Raw genomic sequence first — 26434 nt, forward strand, 5'->3', positions numbered from 1 at the left:
TCAACTTGATTACGAGCAGCTGCGTATTTACTACAGAAATACTTTTTTTCTTAAAATAATCAAATTTTTTTGTAAGCCCGTTAGGGTAAGCTTCGACATAGCTGTTGTTAAAAAAAATGAAAACCACATCAAAATGAAACTATATAAACTTTTAATAATAGGTATGCTAGTAAGTACTACTGGTATCGCTCAAAATACAGATGCCTTTTTCACCAAGGCAGATACCTTCTTTGGTAAGCATGTGACTAATGGCAAGGTGAATTACAAAGCAATTAAGGCAGATCCAGCTGATTTAAATGAGCTCGTAGAGCTCGCAAAGGGAATTACGGTAAGTAAAAGTGACGCCAAAACATACCAAGCTTTTTGGATTAACGGATACAATCTTTCCGTTATAAATGGAATAATAAAAAAATATCCAACAAAGTCACCTCTAAATATTAATGGCTTTTTTGATAAGACAAAACATGATATAGGGGGTAAGCAGATCACATTAAATGATATTGAAAACAAATTGCTAAGAGGTAATTTCAAATCAGAACCACGCTTTCACTTTGTATTAGTATGTGCCGGTTTAGGATGTCCTCCTATTATAAATGAAGCATATACACCTGCAAAACTGGAAGCGCAATTACAACGTCAGACAGAAATTGCATTAAACAATCCATCCTTCATAAAAGTAAAGGGTAAAAAAGTACAGATCTCTCAAATTTTTGAATGGTACAAAGGCGACTTTACCCAAAATGGATCAGAGGTAGATTACATCAATAAATTTAGAAAAGAACCAATTGATACAAAGGCTAGAATTTCATACTATCCTTACGATTGGAAACTGAATGATACCAAATAAAAAATCAATTAAAACACTTTATAAACAACTCCGGCCTTAGTTGAAAAATTGGACTAGGGTAGGGCAAATACAATTAAAATGAAACGATTACACAAAATACTAGCACTAAGTTTATTATTAGCAACATCGTTTGCTTTTGGTCAAGATGACACAGATAATGATGATGATCAAGGATCGGTAATTCAAACACTAACACCGTCGAAGCTTATTGCTAAAGGACAATATGACATTAAATGGTTTAATAATTTATATACAGAAACTCGGGATCTTTTTGGACCTGATGGAGCGGAAAGAGATATCCCGCGAAATACATTTTTTACCTCTACAGTAGAAGCCTATACAGGAGTGTCAGAAAACAAACGAGTCAATTTAGGGGTTATTCTTGAGTTTAGATCGAACGTAATCGGAGGTAGAGATGCCTTGGATGTATTCAAATTCGATGGAGAATCTGGAAGTGCGCGTAGCGGATTTACATCTATTGCGCCATCTGTCAAGTTTGTACCATTTAAAAATGTGGGTAACTTCTCTATTCAGTCGTCATTATTTATCCCTTTAGTAGATAATGAAGTAGAACAAGGTGTCTTCCTAGATCAAAACGGATTTATTTGGCAAAACCGTTTCTTTTACGATTACACATTCCCTGGAAATAAATGGCAAATTTTTACTGAAATCAATTCTGAAGCGAACTTTGGTAAGGAAGAAGATAGTTTTGCAAATAACAGTTTACGTTTGACTCCTGGAGTATTCTTAAGTTACTTTCCAAGTTCGAAGTTTACGGTGTTGGGTCTAGTACAACATTCACAATTAATCGATTTAGGGAATGACTTTTCACAAGACTTTACAGCAGTTGGTGGTGGTGCGAAATACCAACTTACCAACGAACTAAATATAGAGGCTTTATATACCAATTTTGTAAGAGGTACTGATACTGGTTTAGGACAAACCTTCAACTTAGGGTTGAGAGCTGTCTTTTAGAATAAAATATGAATTAGCTGGCAGGATAGTATATGAAATAACATAAACTATCCTGCTTTTTTTTGATTGTTATGAAAAGATTGATTGTTATAATGCTGCTGTTTTGCGCTTCAATTACTACTGCGCAAGAGGCCAGTATCACCAATATAAATATTGAAGGACTAAAGCGGACTGATGAAGGTTTTCTTAGAAGATTGATAAAAGTAAAGCCAGCATCTATGTACGATTCTATTAAGATTGCTACTGATGTTGAAAAGCTAAATCGACTTCCGGGTATTGCAAAAGCGACCTCTAAATTGGAAAAAGATGCAAGTGGTAATTATCAACTTACCTATGAAATTGTTGAGGCGTTTACCATAATACCGGGAGTGCGAATAGCAACTGATAACAATGACGAATTCTCATACAGACTATCAGCTTTTGAGTTTAATTTATTTGGAAAAAACCAGTTAATAGGTGGTTTCTATCAAAACGATGAGTTCAACTCGTATGGTTTCTTTTGGGAAGCCCCCTACCTATTTACAAACAAATTTGGTTTTGGAGTCAATTATCAGAATAATGTCAATCAAGAACCTGTGTTTTTTCCTGAACAGGAGTTGAATTATCGATTTGATAGTAAGGCTTTTGAAGTCTTGTTTACTTATGAATTTAATTTTTATCACAATGCGCAAATAGGTGCCATCATTTCTAAAGAAGAATACTCTTTTTTACCAGAACAAAGTGAAGGCGACCTTCCAGCGGATAAACCGGCAAATTTGAGCGCAGACCGTATTACTTTTCGAGGAGAATATGAATATAATGACATAGATATCGATTACCAATATGTTTCTGGTTTTAGAACCCTGTTAGATGTTCGTTTGGTATCTGGTGATGAAAGCGAAGCATTCTTAGATAGCTTTTTTATTGGCCGAAATGATTTTGAATATTTTCAACGTGTAGGAGAAAAAGGAAACTGGGCAAACAGACTTCGTGTTGCCTACGCTTCGAATAATGATAATCCGTTCGCGCCTTTTACATTAGATAATCAACTTAATATTCGTGGCGTGGGTAATACTGTCGATCGCGGTACTGCTGCACTTACCTTAAATACGGAATACAGACATACATTTATTGAAAAAGGTTGGTTTGTACTTCAAGGCAATGCATTTATCGATGCAGGAACATGGCGAAATCCAGGTCAAGATATCTCGCAATTATTTGACGGTACATCAACTAGATTATATCCAGGTCTTGGCGTTCGGTTTATTCATAAGCGCATTTTTAATGCCGTCTTTCGGTTAGATTATGGTTTTGGTGTTGGTGATGATGCAACACAAGGATTAGTTTTTGGTATTGGGCAGTATTTCTAAAGATTGAAGTAAGAGTCAAGAAGCAAGAAAAAAGACCAAAGAGAAGAGAAGGCAGAAGCTCGTTTCTGTATTAAGCTAAATGATGTTTAAATTTATTCCCTCTCCTAGGGGAGAGGGCTAGGGTGAGGGGTTTCAACTCGACAATCTTCATTCAAAATATTGTTATGCAAAATGCTTACTGCAAACTGTCCCTATACTACAGTTTCTCTTTAATCTTGTTTCTATTTTCTAGCAGCGCAGCGGTCTTTTTTTAACACATATTTAGAAAGGGTTTTTAAAATGCATGTTAAATTAGCAACATGCAGAGATTCCTTTTACTCGTTTTTATTGTATTTCACTTAATGTCTTGTGAAGCACAAAAAGAAAAAATAAATGGCATTAGTTTCGTTGGCGGACCTAATGTCGTGACTGAAAAACAAATTCAACCTGTACTTAATGTCAATGCCAATTGGGTGTGTTTAATGCCATTTGGTTTTATGCGAAGTATTGATGGTACTAGCGTAGTACATAATACAGAAAGACAATGGTGGGGCGAAAAAAGACTTGGCGTTGGTAAGACTGCCAATCTTTATAAAAAAGAAGGCGTAAAAATCATGATCAAGCCGCAAATTTGGGTTCGAAATGGTGAATTTACGGGTACCATTACCATGAAAAGTGAAGAAGATTGGCTTAAATTTGAAAAGTCCTACGAAGCTTTTATTATGGAATATGCTGATCTGGCGGCCGAATTGGAAGCCGAGGTTTTATGCATTGGGACAGAATTGAACAAATTTGTTAGTGCCCGACCGAAATTTTGGAGCAGTTTAATCGACAAAATAAGAAGTGTCTATAAAGGAGAACTTACGTACGCTGAAAATTGGGATACTTTTGCTGATGTTCCTTTTTGGAATGAGCTTGATTATATAGGTGTAGATGCATATTTTCCGCTATGTGAAAAACAAACACCAACCATGGAAACTTTAAAAGCTGGTTGGAAAACTCACAAGCCTAAAATAAAAGCACTACATGAAAAAGTAGATAAGCCAGTTTTATTTACAGAGTATGGATATCGCAGTGTGGATTACTCTGGTAAACGCCCGTGGGATTATAGCCGGGAAATGCAAGATGTTAATCTTGTAGCCCAAGAAAACGCTTTAAAAGCCATTTATGACGAGTTTTGGTCAGAAGATTGGTTTGCTGGCGGCTTCCTATGGAAATGGTTTGACAAACATGAAAAGGTAGGTGGCGTTGAGAATGCTCAATTTACACCGCAAAATAAACCAGCAGAAGAGCTGATACGGAAGTTTTATAAAAACGGAGCATATTAAAAAATTAGTCATCATATTATCAATTATCATGTTGGGCTGTTCGCCCGATGTTGAGGTCGCATTTGACAATTTAAGTGCTGACATCGAAGCCTCAGGATTAACCGTAGTTAGGGATAATGTGATTGCTTGTGCTGCAAGCAGCCCTGATGATCCAAATGAAGTATTTGTTTTTGCTTATTTAAGACCAGGTGCTACTAATCTAAAATTATATGCATCCATTGATACTAGTATTGAAGATAAAAATGACTTTAGTAATTATCAATTTACTGGGGAAGGTGGTATAAATGACTTTTTCAATGGATTTCTGAAACAGTATATTCTCGAGTTACAAGAAGAAATTTGGGTTATTGTAAGTTTTGAAGAAGACGGACAAATTCATACATCAACACCAATACGATTAAAGCAGTTAGAAAAACCAACTGTTTGGAGTGATCAGATCACGGTCGATCAATCAGAATCATTAATGCCCGAATTTTCATGGGATGTAATTAATGACTCAACCATTTATTTTCATGTGGTTTCCGATATAAGTGATAATGCGTTATCAGGAACCTACACAACAGATACTACCTTTCAATACTATAAACTAGACAACGTTGTACTTAATGTAACAATTGGGACACCTCCAGCACTTATACCAAACGATCCATATCAAATTACGGTAATGGGTGTTAGTGGTGACAATTGGGTAGGCGCAGTACAGCAAAAGGTATTTACCGCCGAATAATGAGATTAAAAACCCTACTTGCTTTGCTTTTTATCGGGTATTGCTTTATTGCCACCGCACAGGAGGGTAATACTATTCGTGAGCTAGTTTTTGAGGGAAATAAAAAAACCAAAACATCTTTTCTTGAAAAACTAATTAAGGTAAAAGTTGGGCATAAAATTGATTCGACTAAGCTAGATGCCGATGTCCTTAAACTTAGGCGTCTTGATGGAATTGTACATGCAACTTATGAAATAGAAAATACGCTTGCTGGTGCTAAAGTGACCTATGAAGTAAACGAGAATTTTACCATAATTCCCAACCTGAATTTATGGACCGTAAATGATCAAGAAGTTGCTTATCGAATTGGTTTAACCGACTTTAATTTTTTGGGACGAAACATTTCTATTGGTGGTTTTTATCAAAATAACGGCTTCAATTCCTACGGACTTAGTTTTAGAGCCCCCTACTTATTTACAAATAAAATTGGATTAGAATTAAACCATTTAAACTGGTCGAGTAGAGAACCCTTGTTTTTTGAAAACGGATCAGCCCAATATAAATACACCAATAAATCGTTTGAAGCTCTTGGTTTATATGAGCTAAATTTTAATAATAATTTTAAAGTAGGTCTTAACTATTTTTCGGAGACTTATAATTACTTGGAAGGGCAAACCAATCCACGAGTGCCGAGGTCCTTAAAGATCGATAAGTGGTTAGTTAAACTAAATTATGAGTTTAATAATGTGGTATATGATTACTATCATCTTTCCGGAATTAAGAATCAGGTTTTCCTGCAATTTGTAACTTCTACGAATGAGTTTCAAGAAGATTTTGTAATCGCTTGGAATGACTTTTTCTACTATAAACGAATCGGTAAAAAAGGAAACTGGGCAAACCGTTTTCGCTTTGGTGTGGCTAGCAATGAAGACAGTCCGTTTGCGCCATTTTCAGTTGATAATAATTTAAACATTCGCGGTGTAGGTAATATTATCGATCGAGGTACTGCTTCATTAGTTTTAAATACGGAGTACCGACAAACTTTAATCGAGAAGGGCTGGTTTATTTTACAAGGTAATGCTTTTGTCGACGCTGGCTCTTGGCGTAACCCTGGAGGTGATTTTAGTGATTTTTGGGATGTAGATAACGTTCGTGTTTATCCAGGTGTTGGACTCAGATTCATTCACAAACGCATCTACAATGCCATTTTTCGTATTGACTATGGTTATGGTATTACCGAAGGTGCATCAAGAGGTATTGTATTTGGTATCGGGCAATATTTCTAATTGTCTTTCTTGAACTCTAGCTTTCCTTTTAAACTAAACTCATCAGCTATGGCATTTTGTTTTAGGCTCTTAAAAAAGCTAGGCGAATTGTATTTAATACCATAGGTAGTACGATCCATAGTATGATCAAATGAAAGTGTAATCGTATTCTCACTACGCGAGATAATCACTTCAATGTTTTCCCCATGGGTTTTCTCCTTAATAGTCATCATTCCTGCAAGTACGGAGCTCTCCTTATCTAAACTAACCGGTTTTGATAGTCTAAATGCTGCTTTTTTGTATCGATTGACATTAAAAAAGTCTGCACCACGTAAATGAGATTTTAAATCGCCATTATCGTGATCTAAACTTTTCATATTTACCACGATTTCAAGCTTTGTGATGGTGTTGTCTGTTATTTTAATGGTTCCTTTTTCAACATTAAGGGTACCGGTTAACGAATAAGCCTTAAACGCTGCTTTTCCTGTCCATTCAAGTTGCTGTTTTTTATTTTTAAGATCGAATGTTTGTGCTTTGCTTGAATGAGCAAGCAGTAAGGCTATAAGTGCTGTTATTAGATATTTCATTTCTTATTTGTTTAAAAGATTATTGGTGGTATTGATGGTTTCGTAACCACAAACAGCTTTGCCATTGCTATCCGTTCCTATAAAATACCACATAGCCCAACCCCCAAATAGATTGGTGTCGACACGCCAATTTTTGGCCCATGTATAAGGCTCTGCTTGTTTCATTTTTTGTTTTTTGGTGCCGAAGGTTTTATCTAGTTCTTTTAACGGATAGGATTTTCTAAGATTCCATTTCCCATTGTAAAACAAATAGGCGCCATACTCAGTAATGATTATGTCACTTTGTTTACATAAAATTGAGGTCATGTGTTTCCAGTAGTATGCATTGTCAATCTTGATAGGGTCATTCTGTTTAGGAAAGTGAATGACATCTATATTTCTTTCTAGACCTTGAAGTTTTTTAGGCAAAGGTTCACCCCCGGTCGGTCCCGACCAATCTCTTTGAGCGTTTAGGGTGCAACCTAAAAACATTGCCGTTATTAAAATTAGTATTCTCATTTTTTTGATTGTTTAGTTGCTGTCCAAACGGCTAAAAAATCCTTTTTTAAGGAATGAGTGCTACCATATAGGACGCCATTTTTTAAATAAAAACTAGTATTATAATCACCGCTATTATCTCCTGACACCAAGGCGCCATATATAATACCTCGTTGGGTGTTTATTCGTGCTTCCTTAATTGGAACTCCTTCTCGATAAAAAACACCATCAAAAGAGCTCTTATTGATTTTGTCGATACGCATCATAGCGAAATTGCTATCTGTTTTGTCTTGAGGACTCATGTCTAGTTTCCAGGTCCCAATAAGTTCGTTAGTATTAATGTTCTTTTTTTGAGCTGTTGCACATTGAATGGCAACAAAGGATATTAATAAGATTACTAGTTTACTTGATACATGTTTCATTTTTTGATTTTTTAAATGTTGAGTTCAAATATCAAATAGAAACAACAGGAAATCGTCCCATTTATAAAAATGAAACCTTTTTTAAGTCGAGAATTGGTGTCAATTAGCTAAATGAGACCTAGAGGTTGGACTTAAGAAAACTTGGAGATTTTCCTGTAATCTTTTTGACAGCGCGGTTAAAAGAGGCTTTAGAATTAAAACCTGCTTCATGCGCTAATGCAAGTAGGGTGTAATTTTGATTTTTAGAATCTTGAAGTAATCTTTTTACTTCTTCAATACGTAATTCGTTAATGTAGTCAGTAAATTTCTTTTCAAGAACCGTACTTAGTGTTTTGGTCAATAAATAAGGCTTAACATCGAGCGCTTTTGACAGTTTATTTAGGGTCAGATCAGGATCTTTGTATAGCGCTTCTTCGGACATCAGCTTACTTAATTTGGTAGCTATGTCATCTAGTTGGTTGCGTTTTTCATCGGAAAGTTCTTCTTTAATAATAAGTCCTTTATGGTCTTTTCTTTTATACCCTTCGATACCGATCCAGTAGGTAAGTATGGAGATTCCTATAAAAAACGGATAGTAATAGAATCGCACAAAATAGAAATAGTTCATCGTTCCTTTTCCAAAGAAAGTGTTGACGATAAAATCGACCAAAAGAACAATCATCATCAAAATAAAATAGACTTTAAATGCGAGTACGATTTTTTTGATCCATTTAATTCGGTCTATATCAATTTTAAAATTTAGAGGAGCCGTTGTTAGTAGTTTTTGGGCTTTAAAAGAATAAATAACAATGAGCAAACTAGCTACAAAGTAAATGGTGGCATTGTTCATCCATACAACATAACCCCAGTAACCTAGCCAACTCAGACTTTCTCGTGTTCCTTCCCAGTATAAATTCTGTAATCTAACGAAAATGCTAAACCCTATTTGAATAACTAAAGGAATAAAATGAATAAGGTGTTTTCTATTCATTTTAAAATTAGGTGTAATTAATGCCTTTATATAAAAGAAGAGTAAAGGTCCGATAGCCCAGTTGAGGTCTATGAGTACGTAATAAAAATTATCATAACGGCCATAGCCAAAAAAGCGTAGAATTTGTACAATCAACCTATAGGAAAGCAAAAACAAAATCGCTGCAAGTAGTTGGTTAGCAACCTTGTTTTCTGTTTTACTTTTAAGTAACCCGATTCCAAATACGATACCCTGTGCTGCCCCGATTGATAGTAGGATGGCAATTAGGACTTCGGCGGTGTTCATTTAGTGTACTATTCAATATTGAAATTTGAATATACTAAAAATTAGTTGGTAAATAGATGCTTTATCTAGGAAGCAATATTTCGTTTGTAATACTGATAAAGTTGGTTAGGAGAAGCACCGAAAAACTTCTTTAAATGTATGACCGTGAAGTGATACTGCAATCGCCAAGTTCCGTTGGCATCATACCGTCTTGATGAGGTAGTCACATAATCTGGAATGACGGTGAATTCTCCTTGATCATAAAGTCTCCCAATAAATTCAGAGTCCTCATAAATTATATAGTCCTCATTAAAGCCATTAAGTGTATCAAACAACTCCCTTTTAATAAATAAGGATTGATCTCCCCCACGACAACCTCTTAAATTAAAACGAGTAAACCATTGACTAAATTTGAGTACAAGGTGATCGTTGTCAAACTTCATACGAAAACAACCTGCACTTGCATTGTCATTTGCCGCATCAATAATTGCTTTGTCAAAGTTTCTAGGTGGGATCGAATCTGCATGTAAGAAATACAAAAGCTCACCTTTAGCCTTTTTAGCACCAACATTCATCTGGCGTGCTCGACCTTTTTTTGAATGTAATAATATTATATCGAGACCCTTTTCTTGAGTTAATCGTTTAATTATTTCCTGCGACCCATCCGTACTTCCTCCATCCACGATTAAAATCTCTTTAATATTTGTTGCAGAAGAGTTTTCATACAAATACTCGAGAAGCTGGACAATATTGTCCGCTTCGTTGAGTATCGGGATGATGATGCTTATTTTCAATTTTATTTTTTTTGTGATTTGGAATTTGTTTTTTTGAAAATTGCCTTCAGGCCTATTCATTCAAATTCCAATCGTAATCCATATAGCTTAGCTTGGCTTTATTTGAAATTGCCACTTCACTATACTTATTTAAAAAGTCTATTAAGTTGCCATCTTTTTTGAAATCTTTACTGAACCACTTGAATATCTTAGAAACTTTTATACTATTTGCGGTTAACTCATTTCTAGATGTGTCAGATAAAAATACTTTTGTGGCCGTTGTAAGTTGCTCTTCCAAAGTGTCAGCTTTAAAGGCTTCGTTAAAAAGTTGCGGACAAGAAACCGATGCGCAGTTAATAGCAAAATGAATACGCGGTTCATCCATTTTACGAAGAATTTGATGTTCTATCTCATTTAAATTATACCATTTTTTGCCGAGTTTAAAGAAACGCGCTCCCCAAGGATCTTTAATGTCTTTAATACTTTTTGTGGGATAATTATCGATGATGAGCTTTATAGTAAATGCGTTATAGGCGTTTATCCAATAGGCTAATACATCTTCACGTTTCCAATCATCTTTGGGCATATTATTAGATAGTGACGTTAAATATGTTTTTAGCTCAGTGCGATCGGCTTTAAAGGCTTTGTAGTTTACATTACCTTGGTCGGTAACGTGCTTTTTTAGCAAGGCATCAAAAACATCATGATCAAAGGCAGTTTCGATTGCTTCTAAGCTTGTTTCTGTTACTTCAATATCATTGTCTTCAGGCATCTCTTCAACAACATCTTCAATAACCTCCTCAACAACTTCTTCCTTCATTTCTTCTTGTACCTCTGGTTCTTCCTGAACAGTTTCGACTATTTCAACCACAGTTTCTTCATTTGTTGCTCTGGTGTCCACTACTTTCTTTGAACTTCCGCATGCAGAAAGCATTATGGCTATAAGTATAATTTGGGCTATTTTCATTTTCAATTTTTATTTCTCTATAAGTCTAACAAGCAAAATTTTCCTTACAATTTGCATTGCTAATATTAGTACGTAAATTAGGGAACTAGAGTTCATTTTTAACTGCAGATAAATAAAAACTATCTTGAAATTATCAACATGGCGCGATAGCGGTCAGCATTTTACTTATAAAAATTATCCCATTTTTTATCAGGAAACTACTAGTGAAAAAGAAGTGTTACTGCTACTTCATGGTTTTCCTACTTCGAGCTGGGACTGGAACAAAATATGGCAACCACTCTCCCAAAAATTTCATTTAATCGCTCCAGATTATATCGGCTTTGGATTTTCTGCAAAACCCAAAAAATACAATTATACTATTGGTGATCAAGCTTCTTTGGTTGAGCAACTTTTAAGCCTAAAAGGTATTGATAAGGTACATGTTTTAGCACATGATTTTGGGGATACCGTATTGCAGGAGTTATTGGCGAGATATATCGAACGATTACACGGGAAAGAGTATGGATTAGAAATTAAGTCTATCACCTTATTAAATGGAGGTATTATTGCAGGTGTGCACAGGCCTCTACCCATTCAAAAAGCACTAATGAGTCCGATAGGATTATTTATTACTCCCTTTTTAAATAAATCAAAACTTCGAAAATCCTTTCAAAATATTTTTGGAAGTAAAACACAACCAACGGAACAAGAAATAGATGAGTTTTATAGCTTGATGGAATACAACCGAGGAAAATATGTGTTTCATAAGCTAATAAGATATATGGCAGAACGAGTGGAATATAGAGATCGTTGGGTTGGAGCTTTACAGCATTGTCCAGTTCCTTTAGAATTAATCGACGGAAATGAAGACCCAATTTCAGGGGCTCATTTATCAGAAGCCGTTCGTAAACTAATACCAAATTGCGAAGTTGTAGATTTAACTGAAATCGGTCACTACCCGCAAACGGAAGCACCGGATCTGGTGTTAGAACATTTTTTCAACTTTCATCAAAGACATTTCCCTTCATAGCAAATGCAAAACACTTTTGATTATATAATTATTGGTGCTGGGTCGGCCGGTTGTGTGTTAGCCAATAGACTTTCGGAAAACCCTGCTAATTCAGTTTTGCTAATAGAAGCGGGAGGCAAGGATACCAGCAGTAAAATACATATCCCGGGGGCTTTTGGCGAACTTCATAAAACCAAATTTAATTATGGATTTTATACAGAACCACAGCCTTTTGTTAACAATCGTAAAATGCATGTTCCAAGAGGTAAGGTGCTAGGCGGTTGCAGCTCGACCAACGCGATGGCTTATGTTAGGGGTAATAAAGAAGATTATAATGATTGGGAAAAATTGGGAAATAAAGGTTGGTCTTATGACGACGTCTTACCTTATTTCGTAAAATCAGAACACTTTGATCAAATTGAAAAGGTCGATGCTGGTTTTCATCAGCAAGGTGGGGAGTTGCATATTAGTTTTCCTAAGAAGTATAAAAGTCCCTTTTCGAGAGCTTTTATTGCGGCTGCAGAAAAATCGGGAATTCCTTTTAATGCCGATTATAATGGAAAAAACCAACTGGGAGTTGGCGATTTTCAAATGAATATTAATAATGGAAAACGATGGAGTACGGCTCAGGGCTTTTTGAAACCAATCTTGAAGAGATCAAACTTAAAGGTTATCACTAATGTACAGGTTTCAAGAATAATCATAAAAAATGATAAGGCGGTTGGTGTTGAATTTTTATATAAAGGAAGCCCCACAACAATTACCGTTGTTAAGGAAGTAATCTTATCTGCAGGAGCAATTAATTCACCACAAGTTTTAATGTTGTCGGGTGTTGGTGACAAAGATGAATTGAGCAAGCATAACATTCAGCTAAAAATCGAATTACCAGGGGTTGGAAGGAACCTACACGATCATTTAATGTGTTTTGTAAGCTGTAAGGCAACTCAACAAAAAGGTCTAAATCACGTGTTGAAGCCAATGAACAAATTAAAAGAATTGGCGAAGTATATGATTAATAAGTCTGGCGCTTTAACGATCGGTCCGTTAGAGTCCTATGCATTCTTTAATGCAAATGATATTGAAGATCGAGTTAATTTTCAATTTCAATTTACCCCATTTCATATGGGGGCTGGGGATAATGCCAATATGTATGACACCAAAACGCTCCCGACCTGGGACGGCTATACTATTTTACCATGCTTACTAAAACCTAAAAGCAGAGGTGAAATTAGTTTGAGAAATAATGACCCACATTCACCGCCTATCATACAACCTAATTTTTTGAGTGAAGAAGAGGACTTATTGCAGCTGATCAAAGGAAGTAAAAAAGCGATCGAAGTAATGCAGCAGGATGAATTTACTAAACACAATGCAGGCTTTTTAGGCATAAATGAACACAGTAGTGATGATGATATCGCTGCGCACATTAAGAAATATGTAGAGACCATTTACCACCCAGTAAGCACTTGTAAAATGGGAAATGATGAAATGAGCGTTGTCGATGATCAATTGAGAGTGCATGGTATAGAAAGCTTAAGAGTGGTAGACGCTTCTATAATGCCTGAAATCACTACAGGTAATACCAATGCACCTGTGATAATGATTGCTGAGAAGGCTGCAGATATGATATTAAATGAGAACAAGCAAGTTGCTAAATAAGGATACTATATGCTGAACAAAAATCTAGAACTGCCTTGTGGTGCGATCCTAAAAAACCGTTTGGTGAAATCGGCAATGACCGAGCGTATTAGCAATAAGAATTATCAGCCAACAAATGGACATGAGCGACTTTACAGCGATTGGGCAGATACCGGAGCTGGACTTTTAATTACGGGTAATGTAGTTATAGATAAAAAACATATGGAGTCGGCTGGCAATGTGGTTTTTGATGAAGAAAAGATGCTTCCTAAGCTTAAAACATGGGCTAAAAGCGCTGTCAAAAATGGGAATCATTGCTGGGTTCAGATATCACATTCTGGAAGACAAACCAACCGATTTGTTACAGGAAAACCACTAGCTCCTTCGGCGGTGCAACTTAAAAAAATGGGATTGTTTGCTAAGCCAAAAGCAATGTCCGAGAATCAAGTTAAAGAAGTAATTGAAGGTTTTGTCAATGCTGCTAAATTGGCAAAACAGGCAGGATTTACAGGAGTGCAAATTCACTCAGCACATGGGTATTTATTAAGTCAGTTTTTGTCACCCAATACCAATCTTCGAAACGACCATTGGGGTGGGAGTTTAGAAAACAGAAGCCGGCTTTTGCTTCAAATAGTTAAGGAAGTGAGGGCAGTAGTAGGTGATCGCTTTCCCATTTCGGTAAAACTTAATTCAGCTGATTTTCAAAGAGGTGGTTTCACTGAGGAAGAATCAATTGAAGTCGTTAAATTATTAGATAAAGCTGGAATTGATTTACTTGAAATTTCTGGAGGTACTTATGAAAAACTGGCTTTCTTTTTATTAAATGAAGAAGGGAATGATATGCCAGAAGTTAAAGAGAGTACTAAGCGTAGAGAAGCCTATTTTATTGATTTTGCTAAAAAGATCAGAGCAGTTTCTAAGCTTCCATTGTTGGTGACAGGTGGATTCCGATCATATGATTTTTGTAATGAGGTTTTAGAGAAGGGTGAAGTTGATCTAATAGGGATGGCTAGACCATTTATTACCAATAAGGATGATATCTCTGGGTTTTTAGATGGCAAGATATCTCAACTTGAAAACAAAGTATTACGAACCGGAATTGCACAATTTGAAGACAGTGCTGAAGGTGGTTTTTATGCCAGAAATATTATTCGCATGTCGAAAGGGAAAGCGTTTAAATTGAACATGAATCCCGTTTGGTGCAGTATGTTTTTAATATTGCATGAATTTAGGAAGGCGATGATTAAAAAAATCTAATAGCGGCGTTCTCAACGCTTTCTGCGCTTTGTTGAAAAAATAAAGAGCTACCATTTCATCAATGATAGCTCTAATTCATTTGTAAAGGGATTCAACTAGCAGCAACCACCACCATCATAATGATACGTACTCTCGCTGATATAAACATCTTCTCTTCCTAAGGCTGCGATATTTGCCGCTGTCTTATCGCATATAGCCAAAGGCTGATTTTTTAGCATTATATGCCCGTTTTTGTCATCTAAATATTCGTCTTTACCAAAATAGATTGCTGCTTTACCCGTAAACACGCAAGGACCATCAGCTGGCATTGGATCTTTGATCGCTGCGACTTCGATAGATTCGATGTAGATTAACTCATCCGTCTCATAATTTGCAGGATCAAGAATACGGTATGGTTTACGTGCACGAATTTCAATGGTTCCAAAACCAGCATCGGTAAGCATTTTTACATACTCTTTTATTGGTAAACTTCCACTAAGACATAACGCTCTTAGTCGATCATCATTTCTTAGTGCATCATTCATTGGTTGTTCGCAAGTGGGATCACTCATTACCAAACAACCGTGTGGTTTTAAGACACGATACATTTCTTTGATGGCTTTTCGTAAATCTTCTTCTTTAAATATGTTGAACAAGCAATTTTGTGCTGCTACGTCAATGCTGTTATCTTCAACAGGCAGATTCATTGCATCACCTTTTTTAAGGTCGACAAATTCTGACTTAAACCAGTCGTTTTCTTCTTCAGCAATTTTGAAGTTATCTCTAGATGCAGTCAGCATTTCATCAACTACATCTATACCAACAACACCGCCTTTTTGTCTTGAAAAATATGAGAATTGCAACAGCTCCATACCACCGCCAACACCGACATATAATACTTTAGGGTTGTTTACAAGATCACGAGCATGAACGGTGCTACCGCAGCCATAATTCATTTCTTGCATAATTTTCGGAATTTTTAATCCCGGTAATTCCCATATTGGGTTGGTTGTACAGCATAATCCAACATCTGGGGTTAAAGCTGCTTCGCGGTATACATCTACAGTAGCATCTAAATAACTCATATTCTTTTTTTTGCGTTTGTTCTTTCTGAAAGAAAGTTAAGATTGAAAAGACAATCTTCTAACGTTATAATTGTTTAATTAACTCTTTAAATAATGTGATCATGTGAGGTTCAGCTTTTGCAGCCATCGCTATAATCTCATTAATATCTATCGGTTTTAAGTTATCTGGGTCGCATTCATCAGTCAAAACTGACAATGCGAGCACTTTTAATTTTAAGTGATTTGCAACAATAACCTCTGGAACAGTACTCATACCCACAGCATCGGCACCAATGGTTTTTAAATAGCGATACTCGGCCCTAGTTTCTAATTGCGGACCAACAACCGAAGCATAAACACCTTTATGAATATCGATGCTATTATCTGTTGCAATTTTCTCGACTTTTTTGATCAAATCTTGATCGTATGGTGCACTCATATCAACAAAACGCTCACCGTATTTTTCAACACCATGAAAAGCAAGTGGTGAGCCACCTTGTAAATTAATATGATCGTCTATGATCATAATCTCCCCCTTATTAAAGTTGAGATCGATTGCTCCAGCAGCATTGGATACTAACAAGGACTTAATGCCAAGTTGTTCCATAACTCTTACTGGATAGGTAACATCTAGTAGGCTGTAACCTTCATAAACATGAAATCGACCTTGCATAACCACAACTTTTTTACCTGCCAACGAACCGTAGACAAGTTTTCCTTTATGGAACTCTACAGTTGCTGTTGGGAAATTAGGTATGTGATTATAACTTACTTCCTGCTCAATTTCAACTTCATTGATAAGTTGTCCCAGTCCAGTGCCTAATATGATACCAACTTCAGGATTTTCGAAACCTTTATTTTTTAAGTAGTCAACCGTATCGGTTAAGTATTTTATCATAAATCGTAATTCTTATATAAACTGATTGAAGATGTCAATATCTTTAATGTCATCATATACATCTACATCATTTTTAGGGTTTAAAAGTAGGTATTTTTTATCTTGTACGTTGGCTAAAGTATCGTTAAAAACAGTACTGGTTCCCCATGCTTTATCTTCGAAAATTTCTGGTATCATAGTGGTTAAACCTAATAGGTAATAACCGCCATCTGTTGCTGGGCCAATTACCACTTGATTAGTATCTAATCTATCGAATGCTTCAGAAATGTCTTGAGTTGATAGATCGTATAAGTCGCTTCCTATAATAACCACCTTGTTATATCCTTCGTTAAACGCATCCTGAAAGGCCTTAGCCATTCGTTTACCTAAATCTTCACCTTTTTGAAGTCGTTTGTTGTATGTAGCCGCATCCCAAATATCATTCTCTCTAATCTTTACGGAATAATGAACTTGTTTATCTACTTCAATGGTTTGTGTTACTTTTTTGGTATGCTCCAATAGAAACTTATAAATATTGAGAGCAGCTTCATTACCAATAGTTTTGGCAAGTCGCGTTTTTACTTTCCCAAGTTCTGGGTTACGGGTAAATATGAGGAGTAAATTTTTTGATTTTTGTTTCAAATTAAAGTCGTTTGAAGGTTCTCGATACATTTTTTCTTTCGTGCCTTAGAAAAAACACTCGAACTGACAGATTGTTAAGTGTAGATTAGTAAACGGGAATTCCCTTTTTAGCATACTGGCCCCATTCTTTTGAGAATACGTGAATGCTATCGGTTTTTAGTTTTTGATTGTTATAAATAGGATTTCCTTTGTTTTTCCATTCGAAAATACCACCGTATAAATTGTAGACGTTAGTATATCCAGCTTTTTTGAGTTTATATGCAATATGTTCTGATCGGACGCCAAGCGAACAATAGACAACTATTTTTTGATCTTTGTCAACTAAAGATTTTTTCGTTTTTCGTAAGTTGAATTGATCATAACCAACATACACAGCATTTTCAATTCGGCTTACTAAAAACTCACTTTCTTCTCTAGCATCCAATAATATGGCATCCTGATTCTTTGCTAATGAGTCGATAGTCATGTATGGAACGTTTTGCTTATTCAACTTCTGCAATAGGCTATCTAGTGATTGGGCATTGCCAACAATCACAAATAGAAACAGCGCTATGCTTAGGAAGTTTTTCATATTAGGCAACTGTACCTTGACAACTACTGCCAGCTCCAGCTGTACAGCCATAACAATGCTGCGAAATGATAATATCTCTATTTCGAATTACTTCTTCGTTATACTCACTAATATGCTTAACCTTACTTGCTACTTTTAAATCGAGCATTTGGTTAAAATCGCAATCATACAACCAACCATCCCAACTAACCGAAATAGTGTTGGTGCACATTACATTTTGTACCGCAGAAGGGTTATACGCTTCTACTAGAGCATACATATAATCTTCATAATTTTCTGACGCTATAAGATAATCTAGAAAACGACTAATAGGTAAATTTGTGATTGCAAAAAGATTGTGGAATGAGATTCCGAAATCTTCCATTAATCCTTTTTTAAAGTCGGCCTCTAATGCCATTTGATCTCCTGGTAAAAAGGCTCCAGACGGATTGTATACCAAGTCGAGTCGTAAATCACTATCCGGCATACCATAACCAACAGCATTCAATTCTTGAAGTGCTTTTATCGACTTGTCGAAAACCCCGTCACCACGTTGTTTATCTGTTTTACCACGGGTCCAGTGCGGCATAGATGATACAACATGAACATTGTGTTTTTTAAAGAATTCAGGTAAATCGTAATATTTCTTATTGGCTCGAATGATCGTCAAGTTTGATCGTACGATAAAATCTTTAATTCCGGCTTTGCTTGCTTCTTCAACAAACCAACGGAAATTAGGATTCATTTCGGGTGCACCACCAGTTAAATCTAGTGTATGCGCTCCAGTATTTTTAATTACTTCTAAGCATTGCTTCATTGTTTCAACCGTCATGATCTCCTTACGATCAGGACCGGCATCGACATGGCAATGCTCGCATACTTGGTTGCACATGTATCCTACATTAATTTGTAGAATTTCGAGCTTTCTAGGGCGAAGTGGAAATTGACCAGTTTGGGTAATTTTATCTTTGAAAGTTGGCAACTCACCATCAGCAAAAATTCCGTTCGAAAGAATTTCAAGTTGACGATTAGCATTTGCTAACTCATTGTTTCTTTTTAATAGCGACTTTGTAGCCATATAGGGATTTTAAATTTACGATTTAGGAATAACGAATTTTTATCCGTTTCTCATCTATCCTTAATCGTAATTACATACTCAATTTTTCGTATTTGTTCATCATTTGAACGCCATGTACCAAAGATGCTCCAGCCTCAATTGCGGCACCTGCATGTACGGCTTCCATCATTTCTTCTTTGGTAATGCCTCTTTGTAGGCCATCCTTGGTATAAGCATCAATGCAATAAGGGCATTTTACTACGTGTGAAACGGCTAAAGCTATCAATGACTTTTCTCTTGCACTTAATGCTCCTTCTTGAAATACTTTGCCGTAATAATCGAAAAATGAAGTACCTAATTCTTCACTCCATTCGGTTATTTTTCCAAATTTTCTCAGGTCAGCAGGATCGTAGTATGATTTAGACATTATTATATAGTTTTTAGTTCGGTAAATATACAGTATTCATCAAGATAACTGAATCCACCAATAGGTGGTCGAAACCTATACGTAGTTCTTACACAAAAGGTTCATTTTAAAGTAGAATTTTGTCAAATATCCGCTTGTGATAATAATTATACTATTTTTATAAGATACTCTATTAACCATTTATGAAACTTTCTTCTTTAGACTATAGCCTAATTATAGGGCTCTTTAGTATTATTTTATTTGTAGGTATCTACGTTTCTCGTAAATCTGGCAAAAACACCTCAGAGTACTTTTTATCTGGTAGGAATATGCCATGGTGGCTGCTTGGTTTATCAATGGTTGCTACAACTTTTTCTACTGATACGCCAAATTTAGTAACCGATATTGTTCGAACGAATGGAGTCTCAGGAAACTGGGTTTGGTGGGCCTTTTTGCTTACTGGCTTATTAACCGTTTTTGTGTATGCAAAGCTTTGGCGTAAATCGAATGTAAATACAGATATGGAATTTTACGAGCTTCGTTACGGAGGATCACCTGCGCGATTTTTGCGCGGATTTCGATCGGTTTATCTTGGGATAATCTTTAACATAATGGCGATGTCTGCCGTTACCTTAGCAGCTATTAAAATAGGGCAAGTAATGCTTGGGTTAACTCCTGTTGAAACTGTTTTAATAGGTGGTGTTGTCACCGTAATTTTTAGCGCAGTTGGTGGATTTAAAGGCGTAGTATATACTGATTTTTTATTGTTTTTCGTTGCAATGGCAGGGGCTATAGGAGCGGCTTATTTTTTAGTGAATATTCCCGAAGTAGGAGGGTTATCTAACTTATTAGATCATGAAAACGTATCTGGAAAACTGTCAATTTTACCAGATATGGATGATAAAGAAGCGCTTATCATGATATTTATTATCCCAATCGCCGTGCAATGGTGGAGTGCTTGGTACCCGGGGGCAGAGCCCGGCGGAGGTGGATATGTAGCACAGCGAATGCTAGCAGCAAAAGATGAAAATCATGCCATAGGAGCGACCTTCTTTTTTAATGTAATGCATTATGCCCTTCGTCCATGGCCATGGATCTTAGTTGCATTGGCATCTTTAGTAGTTTTTCCTGATTTGGCAAGTATAAAAGAGGCCTTTCCGAATATAGAAGAAGGTAAACTAGGTCAAGATCTGGCATATTCTGCAATGTTGACAAAACTCCCATCTGGTCTTTTAGGTCTTGTGCTGGCATCATTAGGAGCGGCATATATGAGTACTATATCTACACATTTGAATTGGGGAGCATCGTATATCGTAAATGATTTTTATAAAACTCAGGTTAACAAAGAAGCTTCTGAAAAGGAGATGGTGAATGTCGGGCGAATTTCAACAGTATTACTAATGGTAGTTAGTGCAGTTTTGGCATTATCACTAACCAATGCCCTGCAGGTTTTCAATTTGATATTGATGTTTGGGGCAGGAACTGGTATCATCTTTATTCTACGATGGTTTTGGTGGCGAATTAATGCATGGGCAGAAATATCTGCAATGTTTTCTTCGGGAATTATTTCGTTAATATTCACCTATACTTCATTTGGGGTATATTTGTTCGGGGCATCTGGTCCAGTTGAGACAGAAGGTATTATGCCTGGATGGGCACAGTTCCCGTTGATAGTTTTGATCACTTCTATTGTATGGATTATTACGATGTTTTTGACCAAACCAGAAGAGCAAGCTGTCTTAGAGCGGTTTTACAAGCAAACGCAACCTGGAGGTCCGGGTTGGAAACGAATGTTGGCATTATCGGATAAAAGAGAAACAATTATTGAGAAAAATGAGAAGTGGTCAGTTCCAAATGGGATTTTAGCTATGCTTTTAGGTTGCGTCTTTGTATATGGTTGTTTGTTTAGTGCTGGAAATTGGATTTATGGAAATACTCAAAAAGCGGCAATATTAACGGTAATGACAGTTTTAGCAGGGTTTTTATTAGTGCGTGTCTGGAAGAAAATGAAAAATACTATTCTATAGAAGCCAGTTTTTGCTTGTGTTTTCTGTCTAAATACAACAAATAGGGATAAGCTACTTTTGTTAATAAGTTAAAGTAGGGTTTTAAAGAATTTGTTTGTTTTAATAATAAGCAACTAACCCCAAATACTTTAACCATGAATTTAGTATTACGTTCAAAAAGGTTTTTTGAGACCGTTGAAATCAATAAACTCTTAAGGCATGCATCAAGAGATATTTTTCAATCTAATTCGAGTTTCGAAGCAATTGTAGAAAGATATGTAGGTCGGAAAAAAGAAGAGCAGGCTTTAATGGCATTTTGTGCTTTGGAAATTGCATGTGACGACACGATTCACTTTCTGCAAGACAAACGAAAAAAGGTCTTTGTTAGGTATGAAGAAGTACGAAGTAAGCTAGGAAAGACTAGATCGCTGCAACCAGTTATCGATCTTCAAGAAATTACGGCTAAAATTGAATTTATGTTAGCTCGTTTGAGAGTTGAAAAAGAACAAACTCAAGTAAATGAGCCGTATTCCTTTCGCAGAAGGTCTAAAAATACCATTGCAACACACTAATTAATTTTTAGTCGAAACTTAGAGTCATTGTGATAGGTTGTTAAAAGAGAACAGTCTTTCTTATATGGCATGTTAATCTCCTCCAATTTTTTCGGTGGGTATAAGTTGTTCGATCCTATAACCTTATTCATAAAATGAGATTTCGGTTTAAAAAAGTTAGTGTAACCGAGTGTATTTAGTAGTTTGATAATCTCATTTTTTTGATCGCGATTATATTCAAATGAAATAATAGGCTTATACTTTTCAATGGTTTTTTTCATGCCTTCAATTACATCAACTTCGTTACCCTCAACATCGATTTTTACAAAGGCAATTTCTTCGTCAAATTCATCGTCGTATACTTTTAACTCTATGTTCTCAGTATAAAAATGTTTTTCTGAAGGTAAAGCTACATGAGAGCCTCCGCCTGAATTTGCGAAGGGGATATTCAATGTGAACTCACCAGGAGAAGATGAAAGTCCAAAATTATAGACATTTACATTGTCATAATGTTCGGTATTTAGTGTCAATATTTTAAAAGTACGTTTCTGCGGCTCAAACCCGCTTACCTTTTTAAAGTGATCTTTAAATTGAACCGCGTGATTTCCAATATTACAACCTACATCAAGGCAATTATAATTACTAGGATCGAAATCGAACGCATTAAAAATGGTAGATACTAGATCTTTTTCATAATAACCATTTAAAATGATGCTTTGCCCAATTAGATCGTTGGTCATAACCATCGGTAATACACCTTTTGTAGGTTTTACACGGTTTTTTATAAAAAGTTTTCTGGCAATATACTTGCTAATGCTTCCCATAGCTGGTTGTTAAATGGCGTAATATTACTACAATTTATTAAGATGGAATAAGATGGCAGGTTCATAATGATTGAAAAAAGCGTATTGATGAAATTCCTTTTTATTTAAGTAAGATATTTTATTGAAATTGTTTTGTGTTAATCAAAAAAGCAAATTATATTTGCACCCGCTTAACAGCATGGTACCTTAGCTCAGTTGGTAGAGCAACGGACTGAAAATCCGTGTGTCCCTGGTTCGATTCCTGGAGGTACCACTTTAAAACCTTTCTCTTCTGAGGAAGGTTTTTTTGTTTTCAAGAGTTTTCATTTTTTTAGAAGTTATACCTCTAAATCTCTCAATAGCTATTGGATGTGAGTATTGTAATAAGCTCATTTCCGATAGTAAATTTACCATCGCTTATTTCGAAACGCTCGCTCTTTAGCATAAGCCACTGTATGCTCTAAATAATCTACCGTATCATATAACGGTATTGGCAGTATAGACTCTAGTAAACGAGTGTCGTACTCGTAAGGCGTTGATGTTAAATAAGGCTCTAAATGAATGCCAATACTATTGTAATACAATGTCTCCAATTTGCTAGAAAAACTTTCTAAAATATTCAGGGAGGGTGAAACAATCTCCAACTTTTTGAAATTAACCGTTTCCGCAATACGTTGAATCCCGTTGAATAGATTCGTGCTAGTTGAGTGCACTATATTCAACTCTTTGATATTCATAGTAAAGGCTTTTTCAATAATCGACGCGGCATAGTCAACAGGAATAATATTGAGCCCGGTATTTTTATTAATAGCTATACGTATCGAGTCATTTACAAAAGGATTATTGTGAAAAAACTTTGCCAACAAATAATACACCATATACTTAGAAATGAAATATTGAGAGTTTTCAAAAATATTGCCTCCTAAAACACTAGGTCTTAAAATTTGCAACTGTATGTTAGCGGTTTTGGCATTCTTTAATAAGTACTGTTCGGCCAAATACTTCGATTCTTCATAAAAGTTTCGAAAATTGGGTTTTGCATTTTTTGTGTGAAATGTATTTGGAATAAGCCCACCTATATCACCAATGCTATATGCGGTGCTTATATAAACAAACTTTGAGACATAGGGTTTAAAACACTCGAATATTCGCTTTGTAAAATCAAAATTTTCACTAAAAATTTCGTCTTTATGAGCCTTATTGGTCGACAAGTTGACAAAACCAGCAGAATGAATACAAAAGATTTCTGCTGAAGTGTCAATATAATTTTCAGGTTTAAAAAATTCGTCTGAATTGAATACAGCTATTTTGTGCAACTGCTTTTGTATGGAGTTCCTTATTTCTTTTGGCGCGGTTTTGGATGATAGTATTTTGGTGAGCCGCGCTTTGGCTGTAGTTCCTTTTTTATCTCGTACCAAAAGATATAATTTTTCAATATCCTCTCTAAGTAAGAGTTTGTATAATAGGTTGGATCCTAAAGTTCCAGTAGCTCCTGTTAAAAGTATGTTCATGGTTGATAAATAGAGTGCAAAAGTAGTTGGTTTTTGGGAATGACCTTGATTTAGTATCAAAACAAATTCTTAAAATATTTAGTTTAATTTAAGATCAAAGCCTTGAATATAAGATTGAAAGCGTTCAAAATTTAAATCCTTCTTAATTTTAGAGCGTTTGTTACTATGGTTTGATCAGTATTTGTACATTAGGCCAATTTTCTACCTAAAATGAATTTAATTGTTGATGCGGGAAATACAAGGCCTAAGCTAGCAGTATTTGATAAGGATCGAATTCTTATTAAAGAGCATGCATCATACGACTCGCTCAAAAACGAGATTGAAACCATTCTTTCTGCTCATCCTACTATTGGTCAGGGAATTGTTTCGTCGGTTACGCAACTTGAAGATTCTTTGATTGATTGGCTTAATGCTAAAATACCTATTAGCGTGTTAACGCATGAAAGTAAGCTCAATTTTACCAACTTATACGATACTCCTAGCACATTAGGAGTAGATCGCATTGCTTTAATAAGTGCTGCGGCTAAGTATTTTCAATATCAAAATGTATTGGTTATTGATGCTGGCACCTGCGTAACTTATGATTTTAAGGATAATCAAAATCAATATATAGGCGGAGCTATTTCTCCTGGTCTACAAATACGATATAAGTCCTTAAATGACTATACAGCCAATTTGCCCAAGTTGGCACCTGAAAAATTAAACTCTTTTATTGGGACCTCTACTGAAACATCTATTCATTCAGGAGTTATGAATGGTTTGGTGCAAGAGATTGATGGGGTGATAAACCAATATAGCCAACGCTATAAACATTTAACAGTTATTTTAACAGGGGGTGATGCGAAAATCTTTGCAGAATACCTAAAAAATAGCATATTTGCGGATTCTAATTTTCTTTTGAAGGGATTAAATACCATTCTTGAGTGTAATAAAAATCAATGATTAGACGACTATTTGTAATTGTAGCCATGATGGCTTGTGCTTCTACCTTTGCACAAAATAATGCTGCTTCACCTTATTCTTTTTTTGGCATTGGTGATGTACAATTTAAAGGCACAGTAGAAAACAGAGCTATGGGGGGCTTAGGGGTCTTTTCTGATAGTATTCACTTAAACCTTAATAATCCTGCTTCTTTAGGTAAGCTGAAGCTTACTACTTTTGGTGTAGCTGGCGGTCAGAATTTTTTCAATTTAGAAAATGATACTACAAAAGAAGATGCCACTAGTACGACACTAAATTATTTGACCTTGGGTATACCACTAAATAAATTAGGTGCATTTAGTTTTGGTGTAATGCCATATTCATCTGTTGGGTATCGTATTGAAGATGTTAATGAAACTAGTACTTCTGTAAACCGCTTTAATGGAGAAGGAGGGGTCAATCGCGCCTTTTTTGCATATGGTATAGACCTTTTTAAAGGCTTTTCAGCTGGGGCGACAGCCCACTATAATTTTGGAAAGATCACCAATTCCCAAACTGGAATTACCGAAGGAGTTCAATTTGCAACTAAACAAGATAAAGAGTCTTCAATATCAGGTCTAAGCGTTGATTTAGCCCTTAATTACGAGCTCTCATTTAAAAACGATTATAAGTTATACTCCTCTTTTGTCTTTAGACCAGAGGCGGAGCTAACTTCTAAGAATACACAAGAAATTTCGACCATAACATTTAATGCAGTTGGAAGTGAAATTCCTGTAGAAACAGTAACTTCAGACTTGGGAGCAAATGCTGAAACGATTAGTAAATTGCCTCAAAATATGACTTTTGGTCTCGGATTTGGAAAAGAAAAAAAGTGGTTTCTTGGTGCAGAGTATAGTATTTTAGATAATGAAGAGTTAGGGAATCCGTTTAATCGTGTAGGTAATGAGGTTTATGAAGATGGTAGTCGTTTTTCTGCGGGAGGATTCTTTATACCTAATTATAGTAGTATTACAAGTTATTGGGATCGTGTGGTATATCGTGCTGGAGTGCGCTATGAAGAATTAGGCTTAAGGCTTAATAATATAGGGACTTACGACTTTGGCATGTCTTTTGGAGTAGGACTACCGGTAAGGAATTTTTCTAATGTTAACGTAGCCATTGAATACGGACAAAGAGGAACGACTTTCCAAAAAAGAATAAAAGAAAATTATTTTAACATAAATATCAGTTTATCTTTGAATGATAAATGGTTTGTTAGAAGAAAGTACAATTAAA

27 protein-coding genes and 1 tRNA gene are annotated in these 26434 nt (G+C 35.7%); 14 read left to right on the top strand and 14 right to left on the bottom strand.

The window, feature by feature from the left end:
- Window positions 1-133 precede the first annotated feature (133 nt).
- The 6 genes from GWK10_RS13220 (at window position 134) to GWK10_RS13245 (ending at window position 6470) form a co-directional block, all read left to right on the top strand.
- Window positions 134-847 carry a DUF547 domain-containing protein gene (locus GWK10_RS13220; protein WP_164032858.1) on the top strand — a complete coding sequence of 238 codons (714 nt, stop codon included), beginning with the start codon at window positions 134-136 and terminating at the stop codon, window positions 845-847.
- A 78-nt stretch (window positions 848-925) separates the two neighbouring features.
- Window positions 926-1822, top strand: coding sequence for a hypothetical protein (locus GWK10_RS13225; RefSeq protein WP_164032859.1), 897 nt, complete (start codon window positions 926-928; stop codon window positions 1820-1822).
- 71 nt (window positions 1823-1893) lie between these two features.
- Window positions 1894-3171 (top strand): POTRA domain-containing protein, encoded by a 1278-nt coding sequence (locus tag GWK10_RS13230; protein ID WP_164032860.1) that lies wholly within the window; start codon window positions 1894-1896, stop codon window positions 3169-3171.
- A 299-nt stretch (window positions 3172-3470) separates the two neighbouring features.
- Entirely contained in the window at window positions 3471-4478 is a 1008-nt protein-coding gene (locus tag GWK10_RS13235; protein ID WP_164032861.1) for a glycoside hydrolase family 113, read from the top strand.
- A gap of 28 nt (window positions 4479-4506) precedes the next feature.
- On the top strand, window positions 4507-5205 hold the full coding sequence (locus GWK10_RS13240) for a hypothetical protein (RefSeq protein WP_164032862.1): 699 nt from the start codon (window positions 4507-4509) through the stop codon (window positions 5203-5205).
- Entirely contained in the window at window positions 5205-6470 is a 1266-nt protein-coding gene (locus GWK10_RS13245; protein ID WP_164032863.1) for a POTRA domain-containing protein, read from the top strand. The genes GWK10_RS13240 and GWK10_RS13245 overlap by 1 nt, the downstream gene beginning before the upstream one ends.
- Here the strand turns inward: GWK10_RS13245 and GWK10_RS13250 are convergent.
- From GWK10_RS13250 to GWK10_RS13275, 6 genes are all read right to left on the bottom strand, one after another.
- Window positions 6467-7036, bottom strand: coding sequence for a YceI family protein (locus GWK10_RS13250; protein WP_164032864.1), 570 nt, complete (start codon window positions 7034-7036; stop codon window positions 6467-6469). The genes GWK10_RS13245 and GWK10_RS13250 overlap by 4 nt on opposite strands.
- 3 nt (window positions 7037-7039) lie before the next feature.
- Window positions 7040-7534 carry a hypothetical protein gene (locus GWK10_RS13255; protein ID WP_164032865.1) on the bottom strand — a complete coding sequence of 165 codons (495 nt, stop codon included), beginning with the start codon at window positions 7532-7534 and terminating at the stop codon, window positions 7040-7042.
- Window positions 7531-7935 carry a hypothetical protein gene (locus tag GWK10_RS13260; RefSeq protein ID WP_164032866.1) on the bottom strand — a complete coding sequence of 135 codons (405 nt, stop codon included), beginning with the start codon at window positions 7933-7935 and terminating at the stop codon, window positions 7531-7533. Before GWK10_RS13260 ends, GWK10_RS13255 begins: the two co-directional genes overlap by 4 nt.
- Before the next feature lie 118 nt (window positions 7936-8053).
- Entirely contained in the window at window positions 8054-9190 is a 1137-nt protein-coding gene (locus GWK10_RS13265; RefSeq protein WP_164032867.1) for a helix-turn-helix transcriptional regulator, read from the bottom strand.
- Between the two features lie 65 nt (window positions 9191-9255).
- A complete protein-coding gene (locus GWK10_RS13270) occupies window positions 9256-9963 on the bottom strand; it encodes a TIGR04283 family arsenosugar biosynthesis glycosyltransferase (RefSeq protein WP_239540760.1) in 708 nt (235 codons plus the stop codon).
- 52 nt (window positions 9964-10015) lie between these two features.
- Window positions 10016-10909 (bottom strand): DUF547 domain-containing protein, encoded by an 894-nt coding sequence (locus GWK10_RS13275; protein WP_239540761.1) that lies wholly within the window; start codon window positions 10907-10909, stop codon window positions 10016-10018.
- Window positions 10910-11033: 124 nt separating this feature from the next.
- Between GWK10_RS13275 and GWK10_RS13280 the strand changes: the two genes are divergently transcribed.
- Genes GWK10_RS13280 through GWK10_RS13290 form a run of 3 tightly spaced genes read left to right on the top strand, consistent with a single transcriptional unit; the run spans window position 11034 to window position 14792 of the window.
- A complete protein-coding gene (locus GWK10_RS13280; protein WP_164032869.1) occupies window positions 11034-11918 on the top strand; it encodes an alpha/beta fold hydrolase in 885 nt (294 codons plus the stop codon).
- A 3-nt stretch (window positions 11919-11921) separates the two neighbouring features.
- Complete coding sequence (locus GWK10_RS13285; RefSeq protein ID WP_164032870.1) at window positions 11922-13556, top strand: GMC family oxidoreductase; 1635 nt, start codon at window positions 11922-11924, stop codon at window positions 13554-13556.
- A gap of 9 nt (window positions 13557-13565) precedes the next feature.
- Window positions 13566-14792, top strand: coding sequence for an NADH:flavin oxidoreductase/NADH oxidase family protein (locus GWK10_RS13290; protein ID WP_164032871.1), 1227 nt, complete (start codon window positions 13566-13568; stop codon window positions 14790-14792).
- 95 nt (window positions 14793-14887) lie between these two features.
- Here the strand turns inward: GWK10_RS13290 and arsM are convergent, their stop codons facing one another.
- The 6 genes from arsM to GWK10_RS13320 form a co-directional block, all read right to left on the bottom strand.
- Window positions 14888-15856: an arsenosugar biosynthesis arsenite methyltransferase ArsM gene (gene arsM, locus GWK10_RS13295; protein WP_164032872.1), complete on the bottom strand. Its 969-nt coding sequence runs from the start codon at window positions 15854-15856 to the stop codon at window positions 14888-14890.
- A gap of 64 nt (window positions 15857-15920) precedes the next feature.
- Entirely contained in the window at window positions 15921-16733 is an 813-nt protein-coding gene (locus GWK10_RS13300; protein ID WP_164032873.1) for a purine-nucleoside phosphorylase, read from the bottom strand.
- A gap of 12 nt (window positions 16734-16745) precedes the next feature.
- Window positions 16746-17354 carry a TIGR04282 family arsenosugar biosynthesis glycosyltransferase gene (locus tag GWK10_RS13305; protein ID WP_239540762.1) on the bottom strand — a complete coding sequence of 203 codons (609 nt, stop codon included), beginning with the start codon at window positions 17352-17354 and terminating at the stop codon, window positions 16746-16748.
- A gap of 85 nt (window positions 17355-17439) precedes the next feature.
- Entirely contained in the window at window positions 17440-17925 is a 486-nt protein-coding gene (locus GWK10_RS13310; protein WP_164032875.1) for a rhodanese-like domain-containing protein, read from the bottom strand.
- A gap of 1 nt (window position 17926) precedes the next feature.
- Window positions 17927-18982, bottom strand: a complete 1056-nt coding sequence (gene arsS / locus GWK10_RS13315; RefSeq protein ID WP_164032876.1) for an arsenosugar biosynthesis radical SAM (seleno)protein ArsS — start codon at window positions 18980-18982, stop codon at window positions 17927-17929.
- Between the two features lie 70 nt (window positions 18983-19052).
- Window positions 19053-19388 carry an arsenosugar biosynthesis-associated peroxidase-like protein gene (locus GWK10_RS13320; RefSeq protein WP_164032877.1) on the bottom strand — a complete coding sequence of 112 codons (336 nt, stop codon included), beginning with the start codon at window positions 19386-19388 and terminating at the stop codon, window positions 19053-19055.
- Window positions 19389-19570: 182 nt separating this feature from the next.
- Here GWK10_RS13320 and GWK10_RS13325 point away from each other — a divergent pair, with 182 nt between their 5' ends.
- Together GWK10_RS13325 and GWK10_RS13330 are read left to right on the top strand one after the other, a co-directional pair.
- Window positions 19571-21394 carry a sodium:solute symporter family protein gene (locus GWK10_RS13325; RefSeq protein WP_164032878.1) on the top strand — a complete coding sequence of 608 codons (1824 nt, stop codon included), beginning with the start codon at window positions 19571-19573 and terminating at the stop codon, window positions 21392-21394.
- Between the two features lie 134 nt (window positions 21395-21528).
- Window positions 21529-21945, top strand: a complete 417-nt coding sequence (locus GWK10_RS13330; RefSeq protein ID WP_164032879.1) for a hypothetical protein — start codon at window positions 21529-21531, stop codon at window positions 21943-21945.
- Here the strand turns inward: GWK10_RS13330 and GWK10_RS13335 are convergent.
- Window positions 21942-22748 (bottom strand): FkbM family methyltransferase, encoded by an 807-nt coding sequence (locus GWK10_RS13335; RefSeq protein ID WP_164032880.1) that lies wholly within the window; start codon window positions 22746-22748, stop codon window positions 21942-21944. The two genes, GWK10_RS13330 and GWK10_RS13335, sit on opposite strands and share 4 nt — an antisense overlap.
- A 180-nt stretch (window positions 22749-22928) precedes the next feature.
- Between GWK10_RS13335 and GWK10_RS13340 the strand changes: the two genes are divergently transcribed.
- Window positions 22929-23001, top strand: a tRNA-Phe gene (locus GWK10_RS13340).
- A 133-nt stretch (window positions 23002-23134) separates the two neighbouring features.
- Here the strand turns inward: GWK10_RS13340 and GWK10_RS13345 are convergent.
- Entirely contained in the window at window positions 23135-24238 is a 1104-nt protein-coding gene (locus GWK10_RS13345) for an SDR family oxidoreductase (RefSeq protein ID WP_164032881.1), read from the bottom strand.
- A gap of 210 nt (window positions 24239-24448) precedes the next feature.
- On the opposite strand from GWK10_RS13345, the gene GWK10_RS13350 reads away from it, so the two are divergent.
- Both GWK10_RS13350 and GWK10_RS13355 read left to right on the top strand, forming a co-directional pair.
- On the top strand, window positions 24449-25180 hold the full coding sequence (locus tag GWK10_RS13350) for a type III pantothenate kinase (RefSeq protein WP_164032882.1): 732 nt from the start codon (window positions 24449-24451) through the stop codon (window positions 25178-25180).
- Window positions 25177-26433 (top strand): hypothetical protein, encoded by a 1257-nt coding sequence (locus GWK10_RS13355; RefSeq protein ID WP_164032883.1) that lies wholly within the window; start codon window positions 25177-25179, stop codon window positions 26431-26433. Before GWK10_RS13350 ends, GWK10_RS13355 begins: the two co-directional genes overlap by 4 nt.
- The last annotated feature ends 1 nt before the right edge of the window (window position 26434 follow it).

The sequence above is a fragment of the Spongiivirga citrea genome (assembly GCF_010671565.1).
Lineage (GTDB): Bacteria > Bacteroidota > Bacteroidia > Flavobacteriales > Flavobacteriaceae > Spongiivirga > Spongiivirga citrea.

Bases quoted from the DNA above. Each gene is read 5' to 3' on its own strand.
- GWK10_RS13250 (WP_164032864.1), bottom strand. From the start codon at position 7,036: ATGAAATATCTAATAACAGCACTTATAGCCTTACTGCTTGCTCATTCA.
- GWK10_RS13240 (WP_164032862.1), top strand. From the start codon at position 4,507: ATGTTGGGCTGTTCGCCCGATGTTGAGGTCGCATTTGACAATTTAAGT.
- GWK10_RS13325 (WP_164032878.1), top strand. From the start codon at position 19,571: ATGAAACTTTCTTCTTTAGACTATAGCCTAATTATAGGGCTCTTTAGT.
- GWK10_RS13235 (WP_164032861.1), top strand. From the start codon at position 3,471: ATGCAGAGATTCCTTTTACTCGTTTTTATTGTATTTCACTTAATGTCT.
- GWK10_RS13275 (WP_239540761.1), bottom strand. From the start codon at position 10,909: ATGAAAATAGCCCAAATTATACTTATAGCCATAATGCTTTCTGCATGC.
- GWK10_RS13265 (WP_164032867.1), bottom strand. From the start codon at position 9,190: ATGAACACCGCCGAAGTCCTAATTGCCATCCTACTATCAATCGGGGCA.
- GWK10_RS13260 (WP_164032866.1), bottom strand. From the start codon at position 7,935: ATGAAACATGTATCAAGTAAACTAGTAATCTTATTAATATCCTTTGTT.
- GWK10_RS13290 (WP_164032871.1), top strand. From the start codon at position 13,566: ATGCTGAACAAAAATCTAGAACTGCCTTGTGGTGCGATCCTAAAAAAC.
- GWK10_RS13330 (WP_164032879.1), top strand. From the start codon at position 21,529: ATGAATTTAGTATTACGTTCAAAAAGGTTTTTTGAGACCGTTGAAATC.
- GWK10_RS13350 (WP_164032882.1), top strand. From the start codon at position 24,449: ATGAATTTAATTGTTGATGCGGGAAATACAAGGCCTAAGCTAGCAGTA.
- GWK10_RS13320 (WP_164032877.1), bottom strand. From the start codon at position 19,388: ATGTCTAAATCATACTACGATCCTGCTGACCTGAGAAAATTTGGAAAA.
- arsS (WP_164032876.1), bottom strand. From the start codon at position 18,982: ATGGCTACAAAGTCGCTATTAAAAAGAAACAATGAGTTAGCAAATGCT.
- arsM (WP_164032872.1), bottom strand. From the start codon at position 15,856: ATGAGTTATTTAGATGCTACTGTAGATGTATACCGCGAAGCAGCTTTA.
- GWK10_RS13300 (WP_164032873.1), bottom strand. From the start codon at position 16,733: ATGATAAAATACTTAACCGATACGGTTGACTACTTAAAAAATAAAGGT.
- GWK10_RS13255 (WP_164032865.1), bottom strand. From the start codon at position 7,534: ATGAGAATACTAATTTTAATAACGGCAATGTTTTTAGGTTGCACCCTA.
- GWK10_RS13355 (WP_164032883.1), top strand. From the start codon at position 25,177: ATGATTAGACGACTATTTGTAATTGTAGCCATGATGGCTTGTGCTTCT.
- GWK10_RS13245 (WP_164032863.1), top strand. From the start codon at position 5,205: ATGAGATTAAAAACCCTACTTGCTTTGCTTTTTATCGGGTATTGCTTT.
- GWK10_RS13335 (WP_164032880.1), bottom strand. From the start codon at position 22,748: ATGGGAAGCATTAGCAAGTATATTGCCAGAAAACTTTTTATAAAAAAC.
- GWK10_RS13310 (WP_164032875.1), bottom strand. From the start codon at position 17,925: ATGAAAAACTTCCTAAGCATAGCGCTGTTTCTATTTGTGATTGTTGGC.
- GWK10_RS13220 (WP_164032858.1), top strand. From the start codon at position 134: ATGAAACTATATAAACTTTTAATAATAGGTATGCTAGTAAGTACTACT.
- GWK10_RS13285 (WP_164032870.1), top strand. From the start codon at position 11,922: ATGCAAAACACTTTTGATTATATAATTATTGGTGCTGGGTCGGCCGGT.
- GWK10_RS13225 (WP_164032859.1), top strand. From the start codon at position 926: ATGAAACGATTACACAAAATACTAGCACTAAGTTTATTATTAGCAACA.
- GWK10_RS13345 (WP_164032881.1), bottom strand. From the start codon at position 24,238: ATGAACATACTTTTAACAGGAGCTACTGGAACTTTAGGATCCAACCTA.
- GWK10_RS13230 (WP_164032860.1), top strand. From the start codon at position 1,894: ATGAAAAGATTGATTGTTATAATGCTGCTGTTTTGCGCTTCAATTACT.